This window comes from Coprococcus sp. AF21-14LB, assembly GCF_003458885.1.
GTDB lineage: Bacteria > Bacillota > Clostridia > Lachnospirales > Lachnospiraceae > UBA9414.
This window is the reverse complement of sequence record NZ_QRVX01000029.1, coordinates 11,786-31,119: the sequence shown is the minus strand read 5'-3', so window position 1 is coordinate 31,119 and position 19,334 is coordinate 11,786. Positions and strand designations below refer to the sequence as shown.

Sequence of the window (19,334 nt, the reverse complement as noted above, 5' to 3'; positions counted from 1 at the left end):
GTGGTAACTCAACAATACAACATATATTCAAAAACTGCTACTTTTTTGTTAAAAAAGTGGAAAATTCACGTACCTGGGGCTAGCCGCCGCGCTAGCGGCTTGGTACAATTAAGGTAATACACTTATTCTTACAAAAACAGATCAACCATAATTGAATGAGAAGGTAATTCAAGAGGAGGAACATACAATGCGGTTACTATTAGCAGAAGATGAAAAAGCATTATCAAAAGCATTAGTGGCAATTTTAGAGAGAAATAACTATTCTGTAGATGCGGTTTATGATGGACAAGTTGCATTAGATTATTTGGAAATGGATAATTATGATGCAGTCATTTTAGACATTATGATGCCTAAGGTAGATGGTCTTACCGTATTAACAAAAGTCAGAGAAAAAGGAAATTTGATTCCGATTTTATTGTTAACAGCTAAGTCTGAAGTTGATGATAAAGTAGAAGGCTTGGATGCCGGAGCAAATGATTATCTGGCGAAACCGTTTCATGCGAAAGAGTTGTTAGCAAGAATCCGGGCAATGACAAGATTACAAACCGCACAGATGAATTCGAAACTAACCATGGGAAATGTCACACTGGATCGAGCAACCTTTGAACTTTCAACAGCAAAAGGCAGTTTCCGTCTTGCGAATAAAGAGTTTCAAATGCTGGAGCTTTTAATGTGCAATCCGCATCAATTAATTTCTTCTGAACGTTTTTTAGAAAAGATATGGGGATATGACAGTGAGGCGGAGATTAATGTGGTGTGGGTGTATATTTCCTATTTGAGAAAAAAATTATCCGCGCTTCATGCAGATGTTCAGATTAAAGCGACACGAAATGCAGGATATTCTCTGGAGGAAATGTCATGATAAAAAAACTTCGCATTAAATTGATTGCTGCCTCCATGATTTCGCTTTTTCTTGTACTTTTTGTGATTGGAGGAATCGTAGGAATTTTAAATTATAAGAAAATCGTGAATGATGCAGACAGGATTCTGGAAGTTCTGGAAGAAAACGCAGGGAAATTCCCACAAAAATTTCCGACAGAAAGAAAAGATGGCCGGCTTGGAATGTCACCGGAAATTCCTTATGAATCCAGATTTTTTTCTGTTTTGCTTGATGAAAATGGAAACATTATTTTAACGGATACTTCCAAAATCATTTCGATCGATACAGAAAAAGCGATGGAATATGCTTCTGAGATTTGGGAAAAAGGAACAGAAAAAGGATTTTTGGATGAGTATAGATATTGGAAATGTTCTTATAAAGGACAGATACGCATTATTTTTCTGGATTGCAGACGGCAATTAGATAATTTTCACAACTTTCTGCTTACAACCTTTGGGGTATCAAGCGTAGGAATTTTATCTGTGTTTGCGTTAATGGTTATTATGTCATCTCGCATTGTAAAACCTTTTTCTGATAATTATGAAAAGCAAAAGCGCTTTATTACAGATGCAGGACATGAGTTAAAGACACCGTTAACTATCATTGAAGCTGATACAGAGGTTCTGGAAATGGATTTTGGGGAAAATGAATGGCTTCAGGATATTAAGGGACAGACAAAAAGGCTGGCGGATCTGACGAATACGCTTGTCACGCTTTCACGTATGGAGGAAGGGCAGAACAGTAATATGAAAGTAGATTTTCCGCTATCCGATGTGGTGGAAGAAGTATGTCATACGTTCCAGGCACCTGCAAAGGTACAAAAGAAAAATCTGGACAGTACCATTCAACCAATGATATCTATGAAGGGGGATGAAAAAGCAATCCGGGGTCTTGTAACAATTCTTCTTGACAATGCAGTAAAATACACAAATGAAAATGGACAGATTTCTGTTATTCTGGAAAAGAAGAAAAACCGTATGTACTTGTCTGTTTTTAATACGACAGAATATATTTCCCAAGAACAGATTTTGCATTTGTTTGATCGGTTTTATCGTACAGATGCGTCCAGAAATTCGCAGACCGGAGGCTATGGTTTGGGACTTTCTATTGCTGCCGTAACGGTAGAGTCCCATAGGGCAAAATCCTTGCAGAAACGAAGGATGAAAAATCATTGAAAATTACGGTAATACTTCCAACATAATAGTTTTTATACAGCTCGTACAAATGACATGTTTGATACGGGCTTTTTTTATGCTGTTTTTCAGGAATCAATTACTATTTAAAGTGTAGTTAAGGTAAAGATGGTAAGTTGTTTCCATCAACAGAAACAATCAGGAGGAACTGCAAATGTATAAAGAAGAAAACATAAAGAAAAAAATAGGAAAAATTGTCTTTGCACTGGCAGCAGCCGGAACTTTGGTCTCTTTTTCAAAATTAAAAATAAATGAAATGATACAGGCAGATGCAACTGAAGTGACTAAAACTGAAGAAAAGTTTATTTATACAGAAGAGTATCAAGATTCTATTGAGAAACAGATAGCGGAAGAAAAAAATAGTGGAGTTTATACGGAAGACCAAATGCTTATCAAAGAAAATCCATATGGAACGAATACATTGTCACTGTATGTGTATTTTTCTACAGAGGAACCAGTATCTGTTTCGTATGATATTTCTGTTTCAAATTCAGCGGTTGCGGATTTTTCGCAAATACCTGCCGGAGAAGATGACTTTGACACGGAACATGAATTTCAAGTGTTGGGGTTGATACCGGAGGAAAGTAATACAATTACCTTTGCTTTGACAAAAGAGGATGGCAGTGTGGAAACCCGGTCTTATGTGCATGAAATGGGAGAACTGTCCGGGGAAGAAGAACTTCAGTTAGAGCAAACAAAGACGGCAGAAGAAGGCGAAAGGGTAACAGATGGATTATATGTTATCTTGGGCAATGACAGTGACGAAGAAGATTTTATGTATTATTACGATAATTCAGGTGTACTTCGCGGAGAAATCCCACTGATCGGTTACCGGAGCCATCGACTTTTGTTCAAGGATAACCTTATGTATTACAGCATATCAGAGAGTAAGATTGCAGCGGTAAATAACCTTGGGAAAGTAGAGAAGATTTATGACACAGGTACATATAGCCTCCATCACGATTATGAGTTTGATGATGAAGGAAATATACTTGTTCTGGCAACAGATACAGAAAGCGAAAGTGTAGAGGATCAGATCATTCAAATAGATACGCAGACAGGAGAAATTAGTCATGTGCTGGATTTAGAGGATGTATTTTCAGATTACAAGAAAAAATGTACTGCCAATGAAGAGGGGGAATTGGACTGGATGCACATTAACACCATACAGTGGATTGGAGATGACAGGGGTTTATTAAGTTCCAGAGAAACTTCTACTATTTTGATGATTGCAGATATTTATGGCTCCCCACAGGTAGAATACATGATTGGAGAGGAGAGCTTTTGGGAAGGGACAGGCTATGAGAGTTTGTTGTTTGAAAAGGCTGAGAGTACGGGAAGCTTTTCTAATACAGGAGGACAGCATTCCATTACTTATGTGAAAGATGATTCTTTAAATGCAGGGGAATATTATCTCTATCTATTTAACAATAATTTTGGTATCAGTAACTCCAATCCATCGTATGACTGGGAACAAATCGATGGAATAGAAACGTCTATGAAGAAAGGAAAAACTTCGTATTACTACAAATATAAAGTAAATGAAAACAAAGGAACTTACTCATTGGTACAATCCTTTGCAGTTCCGTTTTCAGCGTATGTCAGCAGTGCACAAGAATATGATGGAAATATTATTATAGACTCTGGTATGCAGGGAATCTTCGGCGAGTATGACGGTAATGGAAATCTGATCCAAGAATTTCAGATGAAACTGGCAGATGAGTTTATTTACCGTGTATACAAATATAATTTTGCAAATTTCTATTTTGCTGGCTAGAAGAAGTGACTTTCATAAAAGCATTTTAAGTTAAATTAAGGTTAAGAGCGTATTTTATGTATGTAAAATAAAAAACACAGGGAGAAATATTATGACCTATCAAATGACCTTTAAGCGTTATGAATTAAAATACCTGCTGAACAGGCAGGAAAAAGAAGAGATACTTCTTGCAATGGAACCATACATGAAACTGGATGATTACGGAAGAACCGTTATAAGAAATATTTACCTTGATACCGATAACTTCCGATTAATCAGGCGTTCACTGGAAAAACCGGTATATAAAGAAAAACTTCGCATCCGAAGTTATAAACCGGTAGAGACAACAGATCCGGTCTTTGTGGAAATTAAGAAAAAATATAAGTCGGTAGTTTATAAACGCAGACTGCAGCTTCCGGAAGAAAAAGTTATGGAGAGTTTTCAGACGGGAAAGCCGCTTCCGGTAAATTCTCAAATCGGAGATGAAATTCAGTATTTTCGTGACTACTATGAGAATCTTCATCCATCTGTATTTTTATCTTATGAAAGAGAAGCCTATTATTCCCTTGACGGCAGTGACTTCCGGATAACCTTCGACGAAAATATCCTTTATCGGAGAATGATTTTTCACTTGGCAGTGAAATTTACGGGATTTCGTTGTTAGGGAAAGACCAGGCTCTCATGGAAATCAAAACGTCCGGTGGGATACCTCTATGGATGAGCGAAACACTTACGAAACACCATTTATATAAAACATCATTTTCAAAATATGGTTCTGCCTATCAGCGTATGCTGGCAGAGTCCTTACAGGGAGGATACAGCAATGTCTAATACTTTATTTCAGGGAATTTTTGATACCGATATGACCAGTGTGATTTCTATTTCAGACTTTTTGTTATGCGTGGGATGTGCCCTTGTGATTGGATTGATTTTAGCAGGAACATATATGTACGGAACAAAATATACAAAAAGCTTTGTGGCAACGTTGGCTTTGCTTCCGGCAGTGGTCTGTGTAGTCATTATGATGGTCAATGGAAATGTGGGAACGGGTGTGGCCGTTGCCGGAGCTTTTAGTCTTGTGCGATTCCGTTCCGTTCCGGGATCGGCGAAAGAAATTGGAGCGATTTTCCTTGCTATGTGTTCCGGGGTGGTGGCAGGAATGGGGTATCTTGCGTATGCGCTGTTATCTGCGCTGATTATGGGCGGAATTATGTTGCTATATAATCGAATGGACTTTGGAACAAGAAAACATGGGCTGCGTTATAAAACCTTACATATTACCATACCGGAGGATTTGGATTATAGTGGGGTATTTGACAAAATATTGAAGAAATATACAACGGATTATGAGGTTGTACAGATTAAAACTACGAACATGGGAAGTTTGTTTAAGATTACATATAATCTAACACTGAAAGATCCGGCAACAGAAAAAGAATTAATTGATGCGCTCCGGTGCAGAAATGGAAATCTGGAAATTACTATGTGCAGACAGGAAACTGTAATCGGAGAATTATAGAAGTGTAGGAGATGATGGCAAATGCGAAAAAGAGAAGTTTTATTATTTTTACTGCTGGGAACGTTAATGTTATCCGGCTGTAACAAAAAGACAGAAGAAAATACAATAGAATCTACCATTGCGGTAAGTAATTCGATTACAGAAATAGATACTTCTAATATGTTCTCGGATCGTGATAAAGAAGTAGGATATGAAGAGTCGGAAAGTGTTGCCATTTCGCTGGTGGATGATAGTTCTGTCTGTGAGTCAGATGCTGTGGTTATTACAGAAAATACGGTAACAATTAAAGAAGAAGGAACATACATACTCTCCGGATCTCTTTCAAACGGAATGGTGATTGTAGAGGCAGAAGATACAGACAAAATTCAAATTATTCTTAATGGTGTAAGCATTTCGAATTCCCAGTCAGCAGCATTGTATGTTCGCTCAGCAGATAAAGTGTTTATTACCACTGCTTCAGGAACGGAAAATATTCTGGAAAATAACGGTACCTATGTGGTCATAGATGAAAATAATATTGATTCAGCTGTTTTTTCCAAATCAGATCTGACGTTGAATGGGGAAGGAACCCTTACAGTCACAGCTCAGGAAGGGCATGGGATTGTATCAAAAGACGATTTGGTTCTTACAAGCGGAACCTATGTAATCACAAGTGCCAGTCATGGAATTTCAGGAAAAGACAGTGTCCGTATCGCCAATGGTTCTTATACGATTGTATCAGAAAAAGATGGCATCCATGCAGAAAATACGGAGGACAGCAGTCTTGGATTTGTGTATCTGGCGGGAGGAAGTTTTTCCATCACGTCGCAACAGGATGGAATTAGTGCCAGCTCATGGCTGCAGGCAGAGGATGGAACTTATGAGATTCTGTCAGGAGAAGGCAGCGCCAGAGTACAGAACCAAAGTAGTGGAGAAGATAAACCGATGCAACGGACGTTCCAGGAAGAGGCAGAAGAAAATACAACTAGTATTAAAGGGATAAAAGCAGTTACACAGTTGGTATTAAATGGTGGTACCTATAATATTGATGCAGAGGATGATGCACTTCATTCTAACGGAAATCTTGCTGTCAAAAACGGCACCTATGCGTTATCATCAGGAGATGATGGGATTCATGCGGATTCCAATGCGAGTATTTCCGGAGGTGGTATAGATATTATTAAAAGCTATGAAGGAATTGAAGGCTTGAGTATTGATATTACGGGAGGAGAAATTTTTGTTTTAGCAACGGATGATGGCATGAATGCAGCAGGAGGAAATGATAGCAGCGGTTTTGAAGGACCTGGATTTGGAGGCGACCAGTTTGCATCCACAGAAGGTGCATACATTAACATTGCAGGGGGAGTTCTTCGGGTAAATGCTTCTGGAGATGGAATCGATTCTAATGGAGATATTACTGTTTCCGGTGGAGAAACCTATGTATCCGGTCCTACGAATGATGGAAATGGAACGTTAGATTATAGTGGAACAGCTCAAGTCACCGAAGGCATTTTTGCAGCGGCTGGTTCCTCGGGTATGGCACAAAACTTTGACTCTTCTTCCACGCAGGGAGTTATTATGATTAATACAGATCCACAGGAGCAAAATACAAATATTGTACTTCTTGACAGCAATGGAACAGAACTTCTGAATTGGACAGCAGAAAAAGAATATTCGTCTATTATCATAAGCAGTTCGGAAATAAAAGAAGGAGAAACTTATACAATAAAAGCCGGAACAACAGAGCAGAGTATTACTATGGATAGTCTGGTTTATGGAAATAATTCTCATGGAGGAGCACCTGGAAGCAGCGGTGGAGAAAGAGGAGACCGGCAAGGAGATGGCATGCAGAGGAAACCGGGAAAAGAACAAGATTCTGGAAACATCCTATGAGTCAATGTCTGAAAATTACATTGATTCCGGGCTATAACCAAGAATGATATTTGGCATTGGCTGCAAGAGAAAACAAAATGTAAAAGGGAGGGATACTTTTGACACCGGAAGAGTATTATGGTGCTGCATTTCCATTATTAAAGCAGGGAGAATCCTATTTAAAAGAATTAATAGAAACCTATCCGAACATTTGTGGCAAAGATGAGTTACAGCCGATTTTATATATTAAAACAAGAATTAAAACACCGGAAAGTATGATGGAGAAATTAAGAAAGCGCGGACTGAGGGAAGACGTTCATACAGCACTTCAAAATACACATGATGCAATTGGAATCCGGATTATTTGTTCATTCGTGGAGGAGGTGTATCGTATTGCTGATTGGCTGGAAAAAAGAGAGGATATTCGAATGATAGAAAAGAAAGACTACATTTCCTATCCAAAATCAAATGGTTACAGAAGCCTTCATTTGATTATACGATTTGCTGAAAAGGACTTAAAAGATATTGCGGCAGAGATTCAGCTTCGTACGATTGCCATTGATTTTTGGGCAGCACTAGAACATCAAATGAAATATAAAAGAAACGTACAGCATGAAGAGACAATTCGGAATGAATTGAAAAGATGTGCAGATGAAATTGCGTCTGTAGATTTATCCATGCAGACAATAAGAGAGCTTTTACAAAGTGATATATGGGAGTATGAATAGTATATAGAATTAATATAAAAACTTCGTTGACGAAGAAGAAAACTGTATGAGATAATGTAGAAGATATGTAGGAAGAACAGCAATTGGTTTCGGCAGGGGGGACATTATGAAATACATTCGACAATATATGGGAATGCGGAAAGAACTGTACATTTTGTTTTGGGGCAGGGTTGTGACCAACATGGGAGCATTGATCTGGCCAATGATGACATTGATTTTGAAGAACAAGCTTGGGTATTCAGCAACGCAGATTGCGGCAATACTTATGATTCTCGGATTTGTACAGCTTCCCTTTACGTTGATCGGCGGGAAACTGGCAGACAGATTTAATAAGAGGAATCTGATCATTGTATGCGATTTGGTAACGGTTGTGAGTTACTTTGTATGTGCCTTTATGCCGATGTCAGAGAAATTAGTACCGATTTTGGCTTTGGCAGCTATTTTTGCGCAAATGGAATGGCCGAGTTACGATGCGTTAGTGGCAGATTTGTCTTCGGCTGAAGACAGGGAACGTGCGTATAGTTTAAGTTATCTTGGAACGAATCTTGGCCTTGTGCTGGCGCCGACGATCGGAGGATTTTTGTTTGCAAATCACCTTTCGCTTGCGTTTCTCATCAGCAGTCTGGCAACATTTTCTTCAACGGTGCTGATTTTCTTATTCATTAAGGACGTTACACCGGTGAAAACGGAGACGGTATCCGGTCACTATGAGGAAGTGCGGGATGGTCACAGTATCTGGCGTGTTCTGTGGGAAAATAAACTGCTGTTGCTGTTTATGCTCTGCGGCGGTATCTGGATGCTTGTTTATAGTCAGTTTAACTTTTTAATGCCATTGAATTTGGAACAGTACTATGGAGAACAGGGAGCAGTTTTATTTGGGACACTGACAAGTGTAAATGCATTTGTTGTGATTATCGGTACACCGGTTCTTACGAAGATGATGTCGCGCATACGGGATGTGGATCGCCTGCTGCTGGGTCAGTTTCTTGTTGTGCTTGGCTTTTTATCCTATGCACTTGTGCAGAATGTTTTGATCGTATATTTTATTTCTATGATTATTTTTACGATTGGAGAGATTTGTGAGACACTTGGACGGCAGCCATATCTGACGAGACGTATTCCGGCATCCCATAGAGGAAGATTTTCTTCCGTTTACACGATATTTGGAGGGGCGTTTCAGTTATCAGGTCAGCAGGTTGTGGGAAGTATGGCAGATGGAATGCCTATGCAGACGGTGTGGATGTTTATTGTAATCATAGGTGTTATCAATGTTGTCGGGTATGTGATTCTCCGGCAAAGAGATCAGAAAGCATTTTCTCTGCTTTATGATAAATAAAAATGAAAAACAGATAGAAAGAAGAAAGACTGACGCAATGTAATAAAATGAATTACATCGTATCAGTCTTTTTATTTCTTAAAAGAATACGTTTCCGCCGATCACAATACCATGGTGGCCGGTGTAACTTGCGCGGAACTGGTAACAGTTTCGAACGTCCGGATGGCGCGCGCCGCCGAGTGCATCGCTGGCAACGGTATAACAGAGCGAAACAGCTCCTTTTTTCAATACTTTATCAAGGCTTCCGTTCCAGGTTGGAGAGAACTGACCGCTTTGATAAATAACACCGTGTAATGTATCTGGATATTTAGAGCTTTCCATACGGTTCATAATAACGGTTGCGACTGCAAGAAGTGCATCGTAGTCGCGAGTTCCTGCTTCACACTGTAAGATGGCTGCAAAGAGATCTAGATCACTTTGATCAGCAGGATGGGAGTTACCGGAATGATCAGAATTACCGGAATCGTCCGGATCGGGACGGGATGGCTTTTGTTGTGCCTGTTGTTCTGCTTCTTCTTTTTGAGCCTGCTCAAGCGCAGCCTGCTTTTCTTCTTCTGCCTTCTTGGCAAGCGCTTCCTGTGCGGCTTTTTCAGCTGCAATGGCTTGTTCAAGTTTAGCGCTGTAGGCAGAAAGTTCTCCGGAAGCGGTAGAAATTCTGGAAGCGAGCACATCCTTTTTGGCAGTGAGTTCTGCTTGAAGTGTCAGGAGTTCCTGCTGCTGGATTTCAAGCGCCTGTTCTTTGGCTGCAATTTCTTCCCGCGTGTTCTGGAGTTTCTCAAGCATTGCCCTGTCATATTCACTGACTTTTGTAATAAAATCAGCTTTATTTAGAAAGTCGGCCATGCTGATTGCGCTAAAGAGTGTATCCAACATAGCAGTTTTGCCTTCTTCATACATATAGCGGATACGCATCTTCATATTATTATATTGTTGTTCCTCATTTGCCAATGCTTCTCCCAACTCAGTCTTTGTCTGTTCGACTTGCGCAGTTGTCTCCGTAATCTGTGTGAGGATGTTGTCTACATCTGCGCTAATGGAAGAAAGTTCAGTATTGAGCCCATCAAGCTCATTTTGCAGTGTCGAGGTCTTGTCCCGCAGGGAATCAATTGTCTCCTCGGCATGTGCAGGCAAAACAGATATGCTCAGGATGAAGGCACTTGCCAGTGCGGTCAGTGAGCGAAATCTGCGCTTTAATTTTGGGTTCATATTCGAGTTTCCTTTCGCTAAATATAAAGACCGTGAATCGGTTGCCAGTGTATTATACTATAAATTTCGAATTTATGCAAATTTTGTTAAGAAATTGTTACAATCTACAATTTTTAATTCACATATGATACAATAACTGCGCGATATGAAGAAAAAGAACAGAGAAAATTGCATAAGGAGAACAATGATATGCAGCAAAAGATAAAAATGATCGGAATGGATCTGGATGGAACATTATTAAATGAAAGAAAAGAGCTGACAGCCTATTCCAGAAAGGTGCTTGAACAGGCAATCAGCCAGGGAGTTACCGTTCTTGTAGCTACGGGACGGCCGATTTCAGGTGTGCCGGAAGAATTAAGAACATTTCAGGGGATGCGTTATGCATTGACGGCAAACGGAGGACGTATCCTTGATCTGAAAGAAAATAAGGTTATTTTTGAATCACTTGTTTCGACAAAAAGTGCAGAAAAAATATTGGATGTTTTTGAACAATATGATACACTAAGAGAAGTGTACTTTGAGGGTATTTCGTATGTACAGCAGGAAGCGATGGACGAGATTGAGAGATATGTGGCGAATCCATCGATGCAGAAATATATCCGGGCAACGAAGAAGACGGTGCCGGATGTCAAGGCAAAAGTAAAGGAAATGAACCGTGGTCTTGATAAAGTTCATGCGATGTTTGCAGATCGGGAAGAGCGAAGAGCCGCATGGGAAGAACTTGCGAAGATACCGGATATTACCATATCCAGTGCACTGGACAATAATATCGAAATCAATGGAAAAGATGTAAATAAGGGGAAAGGGCTTCTGAAGCTGGGAGAAATGCTTGGCATTCGAAGAGAAGAAATCATGGCTTGCGGAGACGGGCTCAATGACCTCCAGATGCTTCGGGAAGTAGGATTTGCTGTTGCTATGGAAAATGGAGCCGAAGAAGTGAAGCAGGCAGCAGATTATATTACAGTTTCCAATGAAGAAGATGGAGTCGCAAAAGCAATTGAAAAATTTGTCTTAGCATAGAGGAGGAGAAAAGATGCTGGATATTTTGAAATCAATTATATTTGGAATCGTTCAGGGAATCACAGAGTGGCTTCCGATCAGCAGTACAGGACATTTACTGCTTGTGAATGAATTTCTGAAAATGGATGTCAGTACAGAATTTATGAATATGTTTAAAGTGGTGATTCAGCTTGCATCAGCGCTTGCAGTTGTTGTCTTATATTTTCATAAGTTAAACCCATTTTCGCCGCGGAAGAATGAACGGCAGAAGAAAAATACGATTAATTTGTGGTGCAAAGTGATTGTCGGATGTATTCCAGCCGGAATTATTGGAATTTTGTTTGATGATGTTATCGATAAGTATTTATCCACTTATATCGTAATCGGTATTACACTGCTTGTGTATGGTATTTTGTTTATCGTTGTGGAGAATCGTAATGCGTCCATGACGCCAAAGGTAACAAAACTGAAAGAGCTTACTTATCAGACTGCATTTTTGATCGGATGCTTTCAGGTGCTTGCACTGATTCCGGGAACATCCCGCTCAGGTGCAACGATCATTGGTGCGCTGCTGATTGGAGTTTCCAGAAGCGTTGCGGCAGAATTTACATTTTTCCTGGCGATCCCAACGATGTTTGGAGCCAGCGGCGTGAAGCTTCTGAAACTTGGTTTTAACTATACACCGATGGAGGTAGTCATTTTGCTTGTTGGCTGTCTCGTATCATTCTTTGTATCTGTGTTTGCGATTAAGTTCCTTATGGGATATATTAAGAAACACGATTTCAAAGTATTTGGTTATTATCGTATCGTACTTGCAGTGCTGATTTTTATCTATTTTCTTATCTGGGGATAAATATACAGCAATTAGAATGATAAAATGATACAAAAACTGCCCGACACTGTTGACCGGGCAGTTTTTTTGCAAATAGACAGGAGGAAGTCCATATGCCGTATATTTTTGGAATTAGTGGAAGAAAAAATACAGGGAAGACGAAAATTGTCTGCGAGATTGTGAAGGAACTGTCGGGGCGGGGATATGATGTTGCAACGATTAAACATGACGGACATGAGTTTGAACCGGATCGCCCGGGAACCGATACGTTTCGGCATTTGAATGCAGGAGCCTTAGGAACAGCGATTTTTTCAGAAACAACACATATGATCGTAAAGAAAACAGCAGTAACGGCAGAGCAGCTGGCTTTGCAATTTCCGGAAGCAGATGTGATTCTGATTGAGGGGATGAAGCGGGGGACACATCCGAAGTTTGAGACTGTAAGAGATTATGGGGAAACAGTGTCAGCGCCGGAAACAATCCGGGGAATCATCGCAAATGAGGAAAATACAGAAATCAGAGAATTTATGGAGCAGACAAAAAATAAAGTTCCTCTTTACACCTATAGCGATGTTCTGGTATTGTGTGATATAATCGAAGCGGGAATCAGGCAGAAGGGAAGTAGAACATGTCAGAAAATACAGTAGTAAAACGAACGACCTGTGCAGTGTGCGGCTCATGCTGTCCGGTTGATGTTTATGTGGAAGAGGGAAAAATTGTTCGGGTAGAAGGAAAGCAGGGGCTTTGCCCAAAGGGCGCTGCTGCACGACAGTATGTGTATCATCCGGACCGGATCTTATATCCAATGAAACAGATCGGAAGAAAAGGAGAAGGACATTTTGAACGTATCACATGGGAGGAAGCCTATGAGATGATGGCAGAACGTCTTCAGAAAGTGAAAGAAACTTATGGACCGGAGTCGGTTATTTTCTATGTGGGATATCCGAAATGGAATCGTCCTGCAGCGCTTCGGCTTGCGAATGCATTTGGCTCACCGAATTTCTGCACGGAATCAAGTACCTGTTTTCAGGCAGTAGATCTGGCGTGGAGGCTGAATTACGGCGGCCATATTTGTATGCCGGATTTAAAAAATGCGAAAACAGTCCTTGTGTGGGCGTCTAATCCGTATCATTCACAGACACCATCCAGCAGGATGTGGCTTGAAATGAAGGAGCGAGGCGTGAATGTGATCAGTGTAGATCCACGCAATACGGTGACTTGTCACGGAGCGGATATTCATATGCAGCCGTATCCGGGGACGGATGGAGCGCTTGCATTGGCAATGGCACATGTGATGATTGAAGAAGATTTGTATGATAAAGAATTTATTGAAAAATATAGCTATGGGTTTGAAGAATACCGGGAATATGTAAAGACATTTACTCCGGAAAGAGCCGAAGAGATTACCGGGGTACCAAAAGAGACGATCTGCAGAGCTGCAAGGCTATTTGCTACAGAAAAACCGTCAGCGATTAAATGGTCAGCCTCCTCGCTGGCACATCACTTAAATGGTGTTCAGAATCACCGCGCAATTTTTCTGTTAAGTGCGCTGACAGGAAATTATGATGTAAAAGGCGGCAATCGTACGATGGGGATGCCAATGGCGCCGCGCAATGAATACGGAAAAGTAAAGAGAATGAACAAGGTGGAAGCAATCGGACAGAAAGAGTTTCCGGTATGGTTTGATATTTCCTGTGAGGAATCACAGTGTACAAAGCTGGCACAGTATATAAAAGAAGAGAAACCGTATCCGCTGAAAGGAATGGTGGCATTCGGACTGAATCATCGGATGTGGCCGAAGCCGGAATTGTTGAATGAAGCGCTTGGAGAACTGGATTTCTTTGTAAATACAGAATTTATGATGTCAGAGTCCTGCCGCATGGCAGATCTTGTGCTTCCGGCGAGCACGCCGTTTGAAAGAGAAGAAGTAATGGGAGGCATGGGCGGCCGGTTCCGAATGTCAGAGAAAGCAATTGAACCTCTGGGAGAATGTAAAAATGATATTGAGATCATTTTGGAACTGGCAAAACGGCTTGGATTAGAAGATGAAGTTCTTGGGATGAATTATGAGGAATATATGGAGCATATTCTAAAGCCATCCGGATTAACATTAGAGGAACTGCGGAAACATCCGGAAGGATTGGAAGCTCCGAATCTTGTCATGCCAATGGAGAGGACTTATGAGAAACAGCCGTTTGATACTCCGTCCGGAAAAGTAGAATTCAAGTCGCTTGTATTGGAAAAATACAGCAAAGAGTATGGGTATCAGGGGCTTCCGGTATTTGAGGATTTTAGAGAAAAGACCGAAGTGGATCACGAGGCATATCCGTTTATTCTAAGTGTTGGATGCAGAAGGCCGCAATATTATCATTCGAGGACATACCGTCTTTCCTGGATCAGGAATCTGGAGGCGCCGGATCTGATTGAGATGCATCCAAAAGATGCGAAAGCTTGTGGAATTGAAGAAGGCGATGAAGTGACGATTGTATCGCCGGCAGGCGAGGTTACAGGCCATGTAGCTATCAGCTTTCTATGCAGCCGGGAATGATCTGTATGTATCACGGCAATCCAAATGCAGATGCGAATGAGCTGATCGATCTGGATTATGTGGACCCGATTTCAGGATTTCCGGCATACAAAAGCTATTTCTGCCGCGTAGAGAAAAGGGGGTAAGGGCAATGAAACTGAATTTTGACCAAGAAAAATGCAGCGGATGTTTTGCTTGTCATATCGCCTGCATAGATGCTCATTATCCGGTGGACGCCGAAGATGCAGAAAGCTTTCGTGCCACCAGAACGATCAGAAATGAAGAAGAGGGATTCCAGAAAACAATCTGTCCGGGATGTATTCATTGCGGTGCCTGTATGAGAGCGTGTCCGCATGGAGCCATTTACCGGGATGAAGCGACAGGTTTTATTCTCGTAGAGAAAGAAAAATGTATCGGCTGCCGTACTTGTGAAGCAGCCTGTCCGATGCATGTGATCCGGTTTGATAAGAATGGAAAGATGGCAAAATGTGACGGCTGTATTGAAGAAATACGAAACGGGCGCAAGCTGCCTGTGTGCGTACTTGCTTTGCCGGTGCAGTTTGTCTGGAAGCAGAGAAAAAGGAGTAAATTGTGAAATATAGCCGTATAGAGACAGGGAGGTTTCTTGAACGCCCGAATCGTTTTATTGCATATGTAGAAATAGAAGGGCAGAGGGAATGTGTCCATGTGAAAAACACAGGGCGGTGCCGGGAACTTCTGTATCCGGGGGCTGTTGTTTATCTGCAGCCATCAGAGAATCCGGAGCGCAAAACAAAATGGGATCTGATCGCAGTTGAGAAAAACGGACAGATTGTCAATATGGACTCTCAGATTCCAAACAAGGTTGTGAAAGAATATATTGAAAAAGGCAGGCTGTTTGACCGGGTGTCTCAGATTAAGACAGAAGTGACTTACGGAAATTCCCGTTTTGATCTTTATGTGGAAACGGAGGAAGGACGAAAAATTTTCATAGAAGTCAAGGGCGTGACGTTGGAAGAAGATGGAATTGCAAAATTTCCGGATGCACCAAGTGAGCGGGCAGTAAAGCATGTGGAAGAGTTGATATCAGCGAGGGAAGAAGGATATGAAGCTGTTGTATGTTTTGTCATCCAGATGAAGCAGGTACGGTTTTTGACACCGAATGTGAAGACACATCCGGAATTTGCCGATGCTCTTTCGCGGGCGCGGGAAAGCGGTGTGGAGCTGCTCGCGCTTGATTGTACGGTAAAGAAAAATTCTATTACAGCAGGAAAACGTATTCCAGTGATTCTTCCGGAGTCGCGGTTGGAACAAAGTGTACTGCCGCTTATCCACTGGTTCCGGCAGCATAAACGGATGCTTCCGTGGCGGGAAGATCCGACTGCTTATCGTGTTTGGGTATCAGAGATTATGCTGCAGCAGACAAGAGTAGAAGCAGTAAAACCGTTTTATGCAAGATTTATGGAGGCACTTCCGACAATCGAGCATTGGCTAAGGCTCCGGAAGACCGGCTGCTGAAGCTGTGGGAAGGGCTTGGTTATTATAATCGTGTGAGAAATATGCAAAAAGCAGCAATTCAGATTATGGAAGAGTATGGAGGAAAATTCCCCTCAGAGTATGATCAGATTAAGTCTTTGAGCGGTATCGGTTCTTATACTGCGGGAGCGATCAGTTCATTTGCGTATGGAATCCCAAAACCGGCGGTAGATGGGAATGTCCTGCGGGTTGTGGCGCGTCTGCTTGGTCTAAAGCAGGATATTATGCGTCAGGAAGTGCGAACGAGGATAGAACAGCAGCTGGAACTTGTGATTCCGGCGGAGGCAGCGAGTGATTTTAATCAAGGCTTGATTGAAGTCGGTGCGATGGTCTGTGTGCCGAACGGCGAGCCGAAATGCAGTGAATGTCCGCTGAAACCATTTTGTCTGGCATCTCTGAATGGTCTGACAGATGAGATTCCGGTGCGTTCCAAAGGAAAAGCACGGCGCATAGAGGAGAGAACGGTCTTTGTATTTCGGGACGGAGATACCGTAGCAGTAAAAAAACGCCCCGACAAAGGGCTCTTGGCAGGGCTTTATGAATTGCCGAACCTGGAAGGAAAACTGGATGCAGATGAGGCGGCTGCCTATGCAAAAGAAATTGGTCTGGCTCCGATCCGTGTCTTGCCGCTTCCGGAAGGAAAGCACATCTTTAGTCATATTGAGTGGCATATGACCGGATATCTGATCCAGGTAGATGAGCTTGAAAAGTCATGCAGGGAAGAGATGATTTTTGCAGCGCCGTCAGAGGTCGAGAAGAAGTACCCAATCCCGGCGGCGTTTGAGACATATACAGATTATATTGAGATAAAGTTAGGGCAGGAGAAATTTGATCAGGAGGGCAGAAGAAATGTATGATGTGATCATAGCCGGAGCCGGAGCAGCCGGCAGTACAGCGGCCCGGATATTGGCAGAAGCGGGAAAACAGGTTCTTGTGTTGGAAAAACGCAATCATGTGGGGGGCAACTGTTACGATGAGAAAGATCCCTATGGGGTACTGATTCACTTGTATGGACCGCATATTTTCCATACAGATCGAGAGCAGGTATGGGAGTTTCTGTCCCAGTTTACCGGATGGAAACATTTTCAGCATGAAGTAAAAGCAAAGACAAAAGAAGGATTGATTCCGGTTCCATTCAATTTGAATACACTGCATCTTGTTTTTGGGGAAGATGCAGATCGGATAGAAAAGAAACTGATTGACAGTTACGGACAGGGAACGAAGGTGCCTGTTCTGGAATTGCTTCATACATCAGATCAGGATCTGAAACGAATCGGCGAGTATGTCTATGAAAATATTTATCTCCACTATACGATGAAACAGTGGGGGAAGAAGCCGGAAGAAATCGACAAAAGCGTTACTGCCAGAGTTCCGGTCAAAGTTGCATATGACAATGGATATTTCACAAATAAGTATCAGGCAGTTCCGTCAGAAGGGTTCACAGTTTTGTTTGAAAATATGCTGGATCATCCCAATATTACTGTGAAAACAGGAACAAGCCTTGAGGACTGTACAGAGGTGCAAAACGGGCAGATATATTACGCAGGGGATAAATTTGAAGGGAAAGTCATTTTTACCGGAGCGTTGGATGAATTGTTCGGCTGCAAATATGGACGTCTGCCGTACCGCACACTGGAGATTACATTTGAACATATGGAAAAAGAAAGCTATCAGGGAGTTCCGGTAGTAAATTATACGGTAAGTGACGCATTTACAAGAATTACAGAATATAAATATCTTACAAGACAGAAAATAAACGGAACAACGATCAGCCGGGAATATCCGAGGGATTATGAGGGAAAACCGGATGAAATTCCGTATTATGTGATAGAGAATGCACAAAATCGTGCATTATATGAAAAATATGCCGTTGATGCAAAAAATATCAAAAATTTCTATACACTGGGCAGACTTGCAGAATACCAATATTATGATATTGATGCGATCGTAGAGAGGGCGATGAAACTTAGCAGAGAATTATTAGAGGAGAAGTTATGGAAATATTAACAGTACTCAAGGAAAAATATCCGAGTATGACGAAAAAACAAAAACAGATTGCAGACTATATGATGGCACACCCAGAGCAAATGACATTTATTACGTTAAAAGAACTGAGTAAAGCAGTGGATGCGACAGAGGTAACAATACTGAAAGCCTGCTCAGATTTTGGATATGAGAATTTTAATGAAGTAAAATATGAGTTCCGTAAATATGTCAGTATGCAGGAACAGTTTGAAATTCATAAGGAAAATGAGTATACGTCTACAGCCATTCCGAAATATGAATTAGAGGAACGGGAAGCGCTTCTGGATGCGATCCGAAAAGAAGAGAAGGAATGTGTCAATCATGCGTTGGCGCAGTTGGATCTGCAAAAGGTAATTGAAGCCGCTCGCATCATTATGCAGGGAAAGCGGATTGTCTTTTGTGGAAGAGGTTTTTCTGTGCTGATGTGCAAAGCCCTTCAGATATGGATTAGTACATCGGGACTTCCTGGGATTGTGATGGACACGGAATTAAACGATGAGATCCATGCACTGCTGCCGCTGATTACAGAGGAAACAGTAGTTGTCGCATTTTCGTTCCCGGATTACTATTTTATGACAACGAAAATTGTTGAGTTCAGCAAGAAAAGCGGGGCAAAGGTGATCGGAATTACGAACGTAGAGGAATCCCCGATTGCGGAGTTCAGCGATGTGCTTCTGTTGGCGCCGTCTTCTACACGACTGTTTATGAACAACCTGTCTTCACCGATGGCAGTCCTCAATCTACTGGCTTCAGCAGTTGAAATTGAGGTGAGTGCATCTGACAGACAAATGTCCGCTGACCAAAGCTTTACAGAGTTGTTTCGTCAATAGTATTATTGTATAAAAAATAAAGCGTGAAAATATGCAAAATGACAATTCGTTATAGATAATGTATATTTTCGCGCTTATTTATTGACTAAATTACATTAAAATGCTAAAATTCTTAAATGTAAATATAGTAAACGCTA

17 protein-coding genes and 1 pseudogene are annotated in these 19,334 nt (G+C 41.4%); 17 read left to right on the top strand and 1 reads right to left on the bottom strand.

The features are described from left to right. Positions 1-187 precede the first annotated feature (187 nt). From DWX73_RS08450 to DWX73_RS08415, 9 genes are all read left to right on the top strand, one after another. Positions 188-862, top strand: a complete 675-nt coding sequence (locus DWX73_RS08450; protein WP_118348384.1) for a response regulator transcription factor — start codon at positions 188-190, stop codon at positions 860-862. After that, entirely contained in the window at positions 859-2,055 is a 1,197-nt protein-coding gene (locus tag DWX73_RS08445) for a sensor histidine kinase (RefSeq protein WP_330413574.1), read from the top strand. Before DWX73_RS08450 ends, DWX73_RS08445 begins: the two co-directional genes overlap by 4 nt. Positions 2,056-2,227: 172 nt before the next feature. Continuing rightward, the gene (locus tag DWX73_RS08440) at positions 2,228-3,850 is read left to right on the top strand and encodes an aryl-sulfate sulfotransferase (RefSeq protein WP_242996752.1); all 1,623 of its coding nucleotides are present in this window, start codon (positions 2,228-2,230) and stop codon (positions 3,848-3,850) included. Positions 3,851-3,941: 91 nt separating this feature from the next. Next, complete coding sequence (locus DWX73_RS08435) at positions 3,942-4,493, top strand: polyphosphate polymerase domain-containing protein (protein ID WP_330413573.1); 552 nt, start codon at positions 3,942-3,944, stop codon at positions 4,491-4,493. Positions 4,494-4,546: 53 nt separating this feature from the next. Continuing rightward, positions 4,547-4,660, top strand: a complete 114-nt coding sequence (locus DWX73_RS15000) for a hypothetical protein (RefSeq protein WP_334294658.1) — start codon at positions 4,547-4,549, stop codon at positions 4,658-4,660. Next, a complete protein-coding gene (locus tag DWX73_RS08430) occupies positions 4,653-5,348 on the top strand; it encodes a DUF4956 domain-containing protein (RefSeq protein WP_118348382.1) in 696 nt (231 codons plus the stop codon). Before DWX73_RS15000 ends, DWX73_RS08430 begins: the two co-directional genes overlap by 8 nt. 21 nt (positions 5,349-5,369) lie before the next feature. After that, a complete protein-coding gene (locus DWX73_RS08425; RefSeq protein ID WP_118348381.1) occupies positions 5,370-7,220 on the top strand; it encodes a carbohydrate-binding domain-containing protein in 1,851 nt (616 codons plus the stop codon). A 98-nt stretch (positions 7,221-7,318) separates the two neighbouring features. After that, positions 7,319-7,927 (top strand): GTP pyrophosphokinase, encoded by a 609-nt coding sequence (locus DWX73_RS08420; RefSeq protein ID WP_118348380.1) that lies wholly within the window; start codon positions 7,319-7,321, stop codon positions 7,925-7,927. Between the two features lie 106 nt (positions 7,928-8,033). Further along, on the top strand, positions 8,034-9,263 hold the full coding sequence (locus tag DWX73_RS08415; RefSeq protein WP_118348379.1) for an MFS transporter: 1,230 nt from the start codon (positions 8,034-8,036) through the stop codon (positions 9,261-9,263). 78 nt (positions 9,264-9,341) lie between these two features. On the opposite strand, the gene DWX73_RS08410 is transcribed toward DWX73_RS08415, so the two are convergent. Further along, positions 9,342-10,469: a cell wall hydrolase gene (locus tag DWX73_RS08410; RefSeq protein ID WP_118348378.1), complete on the bottom strand. Its 1,128-nt coding sequence runs from the start codon at positions 10,467-10,469 to the stop codon at positions 9,342-9,344. Between the two features lie 189 nt (positions 10,470-10,658). On the opposite strand from DWX73_RS08410, the gene DWX73_RS08405 reads away from it, so the two are divergent. The 8 genes and pseudogenes from DWX73_RS08405 (at position 10,659) to DWX73_RS08370 (ending at position 19,197) form a co-directional block, all read left to right on the top strand. Further along, complete coding sequence (locus tag DWX73_RS08405) at positions 10,659-11,489, top strand: Cof-type HAD-IIB family hydrolase (protein WP_118348377.1); 831 nt, start codon at positions 10,659-10,661, stop codon at positions 11,487-11,489. 13 nt (positions 11,490-11,502) lie between these two features. Beyond that, positions 11,503-12,321 (top strand): undecaprenyl-diphosphate phosphatase, encoded by an 819-nt coding sequence (locus tag DWX73_RS08400; RefSeq protein ID WP_118348376.1) that lies wholly within the window; start codon positions 11,503-11,505, stop codon positions 12,319-12,321. 92 nt (positions 12,322-12,413) lie between these two features. Continuing rightward, the gene (mobB, locus tag DWX73_RS08395) at positions 12,414-12,947 is read left to right on the top strand and encodes a molybdopterin-guanine dinucleotide biosynthesis protein B (protein WP_118348375.1); all 534 of its coding nucleotides are present in this window, start codon (positions 12,414-12,416) and stop codon (positions 12,945-12,947) included. Continuing rightward, positions 12,929-14,848, top strand: a complete 1,920-nt coding sequence (locus DWX73_RS08390) for a molybdopterin-containing oxidoreductase family protein (protein WP_242996749.1) — start codon at positions 12,929-12,931, stop codon at positions 14,846-14,848. The genes mobB and DWX73_RS08390 overlap by 19 nt, the downstream gene beginning before the upstream one ends. A gap of 130 nt (positions 14,849-14,978) precedes the next feature. Then, positions 14,979-15,422 (top strand): 4Fe-4S dicluster domain-containing protein, encoded by a 444-nt coding sequence (locus DWX73_RS08385; protein ID WP_242996747.1) that lies wholly within the window; start codon positions 14,979-14,981, stop codon positions 15,420-15,422. Continuing rightward, a pseudogene (gene mutY, locus DWX73_RS15545) lies at positions 15,419-17,199 on the top strand (A/G-specific adenine glycosylase). The gene DWX73_RS08385 and the pseudogene mutY overlap by 4 nt, the downstream one beginning before the upstream one ends. Continuing rightward, a complete protein-coding gene (glf, locus tag DWX73_RS08375; protein ID WP_118348374.1) occupies positions 17,192-18,349 on the top strand; it encodes a UDP-galactopyranose mutase in 1,158 nt (385 codons plus the stop codon). The pseudogene mutY and the gene glf overlap by 8 nt, the downstream one beginning before the upstream one ends. Further along, entirely contained in the window at positions 18,337-19,197 is an 861-nt protein-coding gene (locus DWX73_RS08370; RefSeq protein ID WP_118348373.1) for a MurR/RpiR family transcriptional regulator, read from the top strand. Before glf ends, DWX73_RS08370 begins: the two co-directional genes overlap by 13 nt. Positions 19,198-19,334: the final 137 nt, after the last annotated feature.

Excerpts from the sequence above, each read along its gene's own strand:
- DWX73_RS08450 (WP_118348384.1), top strand. The coding sequence starts at position 188 with ATGCGGTTACTATTAGCAGAAGATGAAAAAGCATTATCAAAAGCATTA.
- DWX73_RS08445 (WP_330413574.1), top strand. The coding sequence starts at position 859 with ATGATAAAAAAACTTCGCATTAAATTGATTGCTGCCTCCATGATTTCG.
- DWX73_RS08440 (WP_242996752.1), top strand. The coding sequence starts at position 2,228 with ATGTATAAAGAAGAAAACATAAAGAAAAAAATAGGAAAAATTGTCTTT.
- DWX73_RS08435 (WP_330413573.1), top strand. The coding sequence starts at position 3,942 with ATGACCTATCAAATGACCTTTAAGCGTTATGAATTAAAATACCTGCTG.
- DWX73_RS15000 (WP_334294658.1), top strand. The coding sequence starts at position 4,547 with ATGAGCGAAACACTTACGAAACACCATTTATATAAAACATCATTTTCA.
- DWX73_RS08430 (WP_118348382.1), top strand. The coding sequence starts at position 4,653 with ATGTCTAATACTTTATTTCAGGGAATTTTTGATACCGATATGACCAGT.
- DWX73_RS08425 (WP_118348381.1), top strand. The coding sequence starts at position 5,370 with ATGCGAAAAAGAGAAGTTTTATTATTTTTACTGCTGGGAACGTTAATG.
- DWX73_RS08415 (WP_118348379.1), top strand. The coding sequence starts at position 8,034 with ATGAAATACATTCGACAATATATGGGAATGCGGAAAGAACTGTACATT.
- DWX73_RS08410 (WP_118348378.1), bottom strand. The coding sequence starts at position 10,469 with ATGAACCCAAAATTAAAGCGCAGATTTCGCTCACTGACCGCACTGGCA.
- DWX73_RS08405 (WP_118348377.1), top strand. The coding sequence starts at position 10,659 with ATGCAGCAAAAGATAAAAATGATCGGAATGGATCTGGATGGAACATTA.
- DWX73_RS08400 (WP_118348376.1), top strand. The coding sequence starts at position 11,503 with ATGCTGGATATTTTGAAATCAATTATATTTGGAATCGTTCAGGGAATC.
- mobB (WP_118348375.1), top strand. The coding sequence starts at position 12,414 with ATGCCGTATATTTTTGGAATTAGTGGAAGAAAAAATACAGGGAAGACG.
- DWX73_RS08390 (WP_242996749.1), top strand. The coding sequence starts at position 12,929 with ATGTCAGAAAATACAGTAGTAAAACGAACGACCTGTGCAGTGTGCGGC.
- DWX73_RS08385 (WP_242996747.1), top strand. The coding sequence starts at position 14,979 with ATGAAACTGAATTTTGACCAAGAAAAATGCAGCGGATGTTTTGCTTGT.
- glf (WP_118348374.1), top strand. The coding sequence starts at position 17,192 with ATGTATGATGTGATCATAGCCGGAGCCGGAGCAGCCGGCAGTACAGCG.
- DWX73_RS08370 (WP_118348373.1), top strand. The coding sequence starts at position 18,337 with ATGGAAATATTAACAGTACTCAAGGAAAAATATCCGAGTATGACGAAA.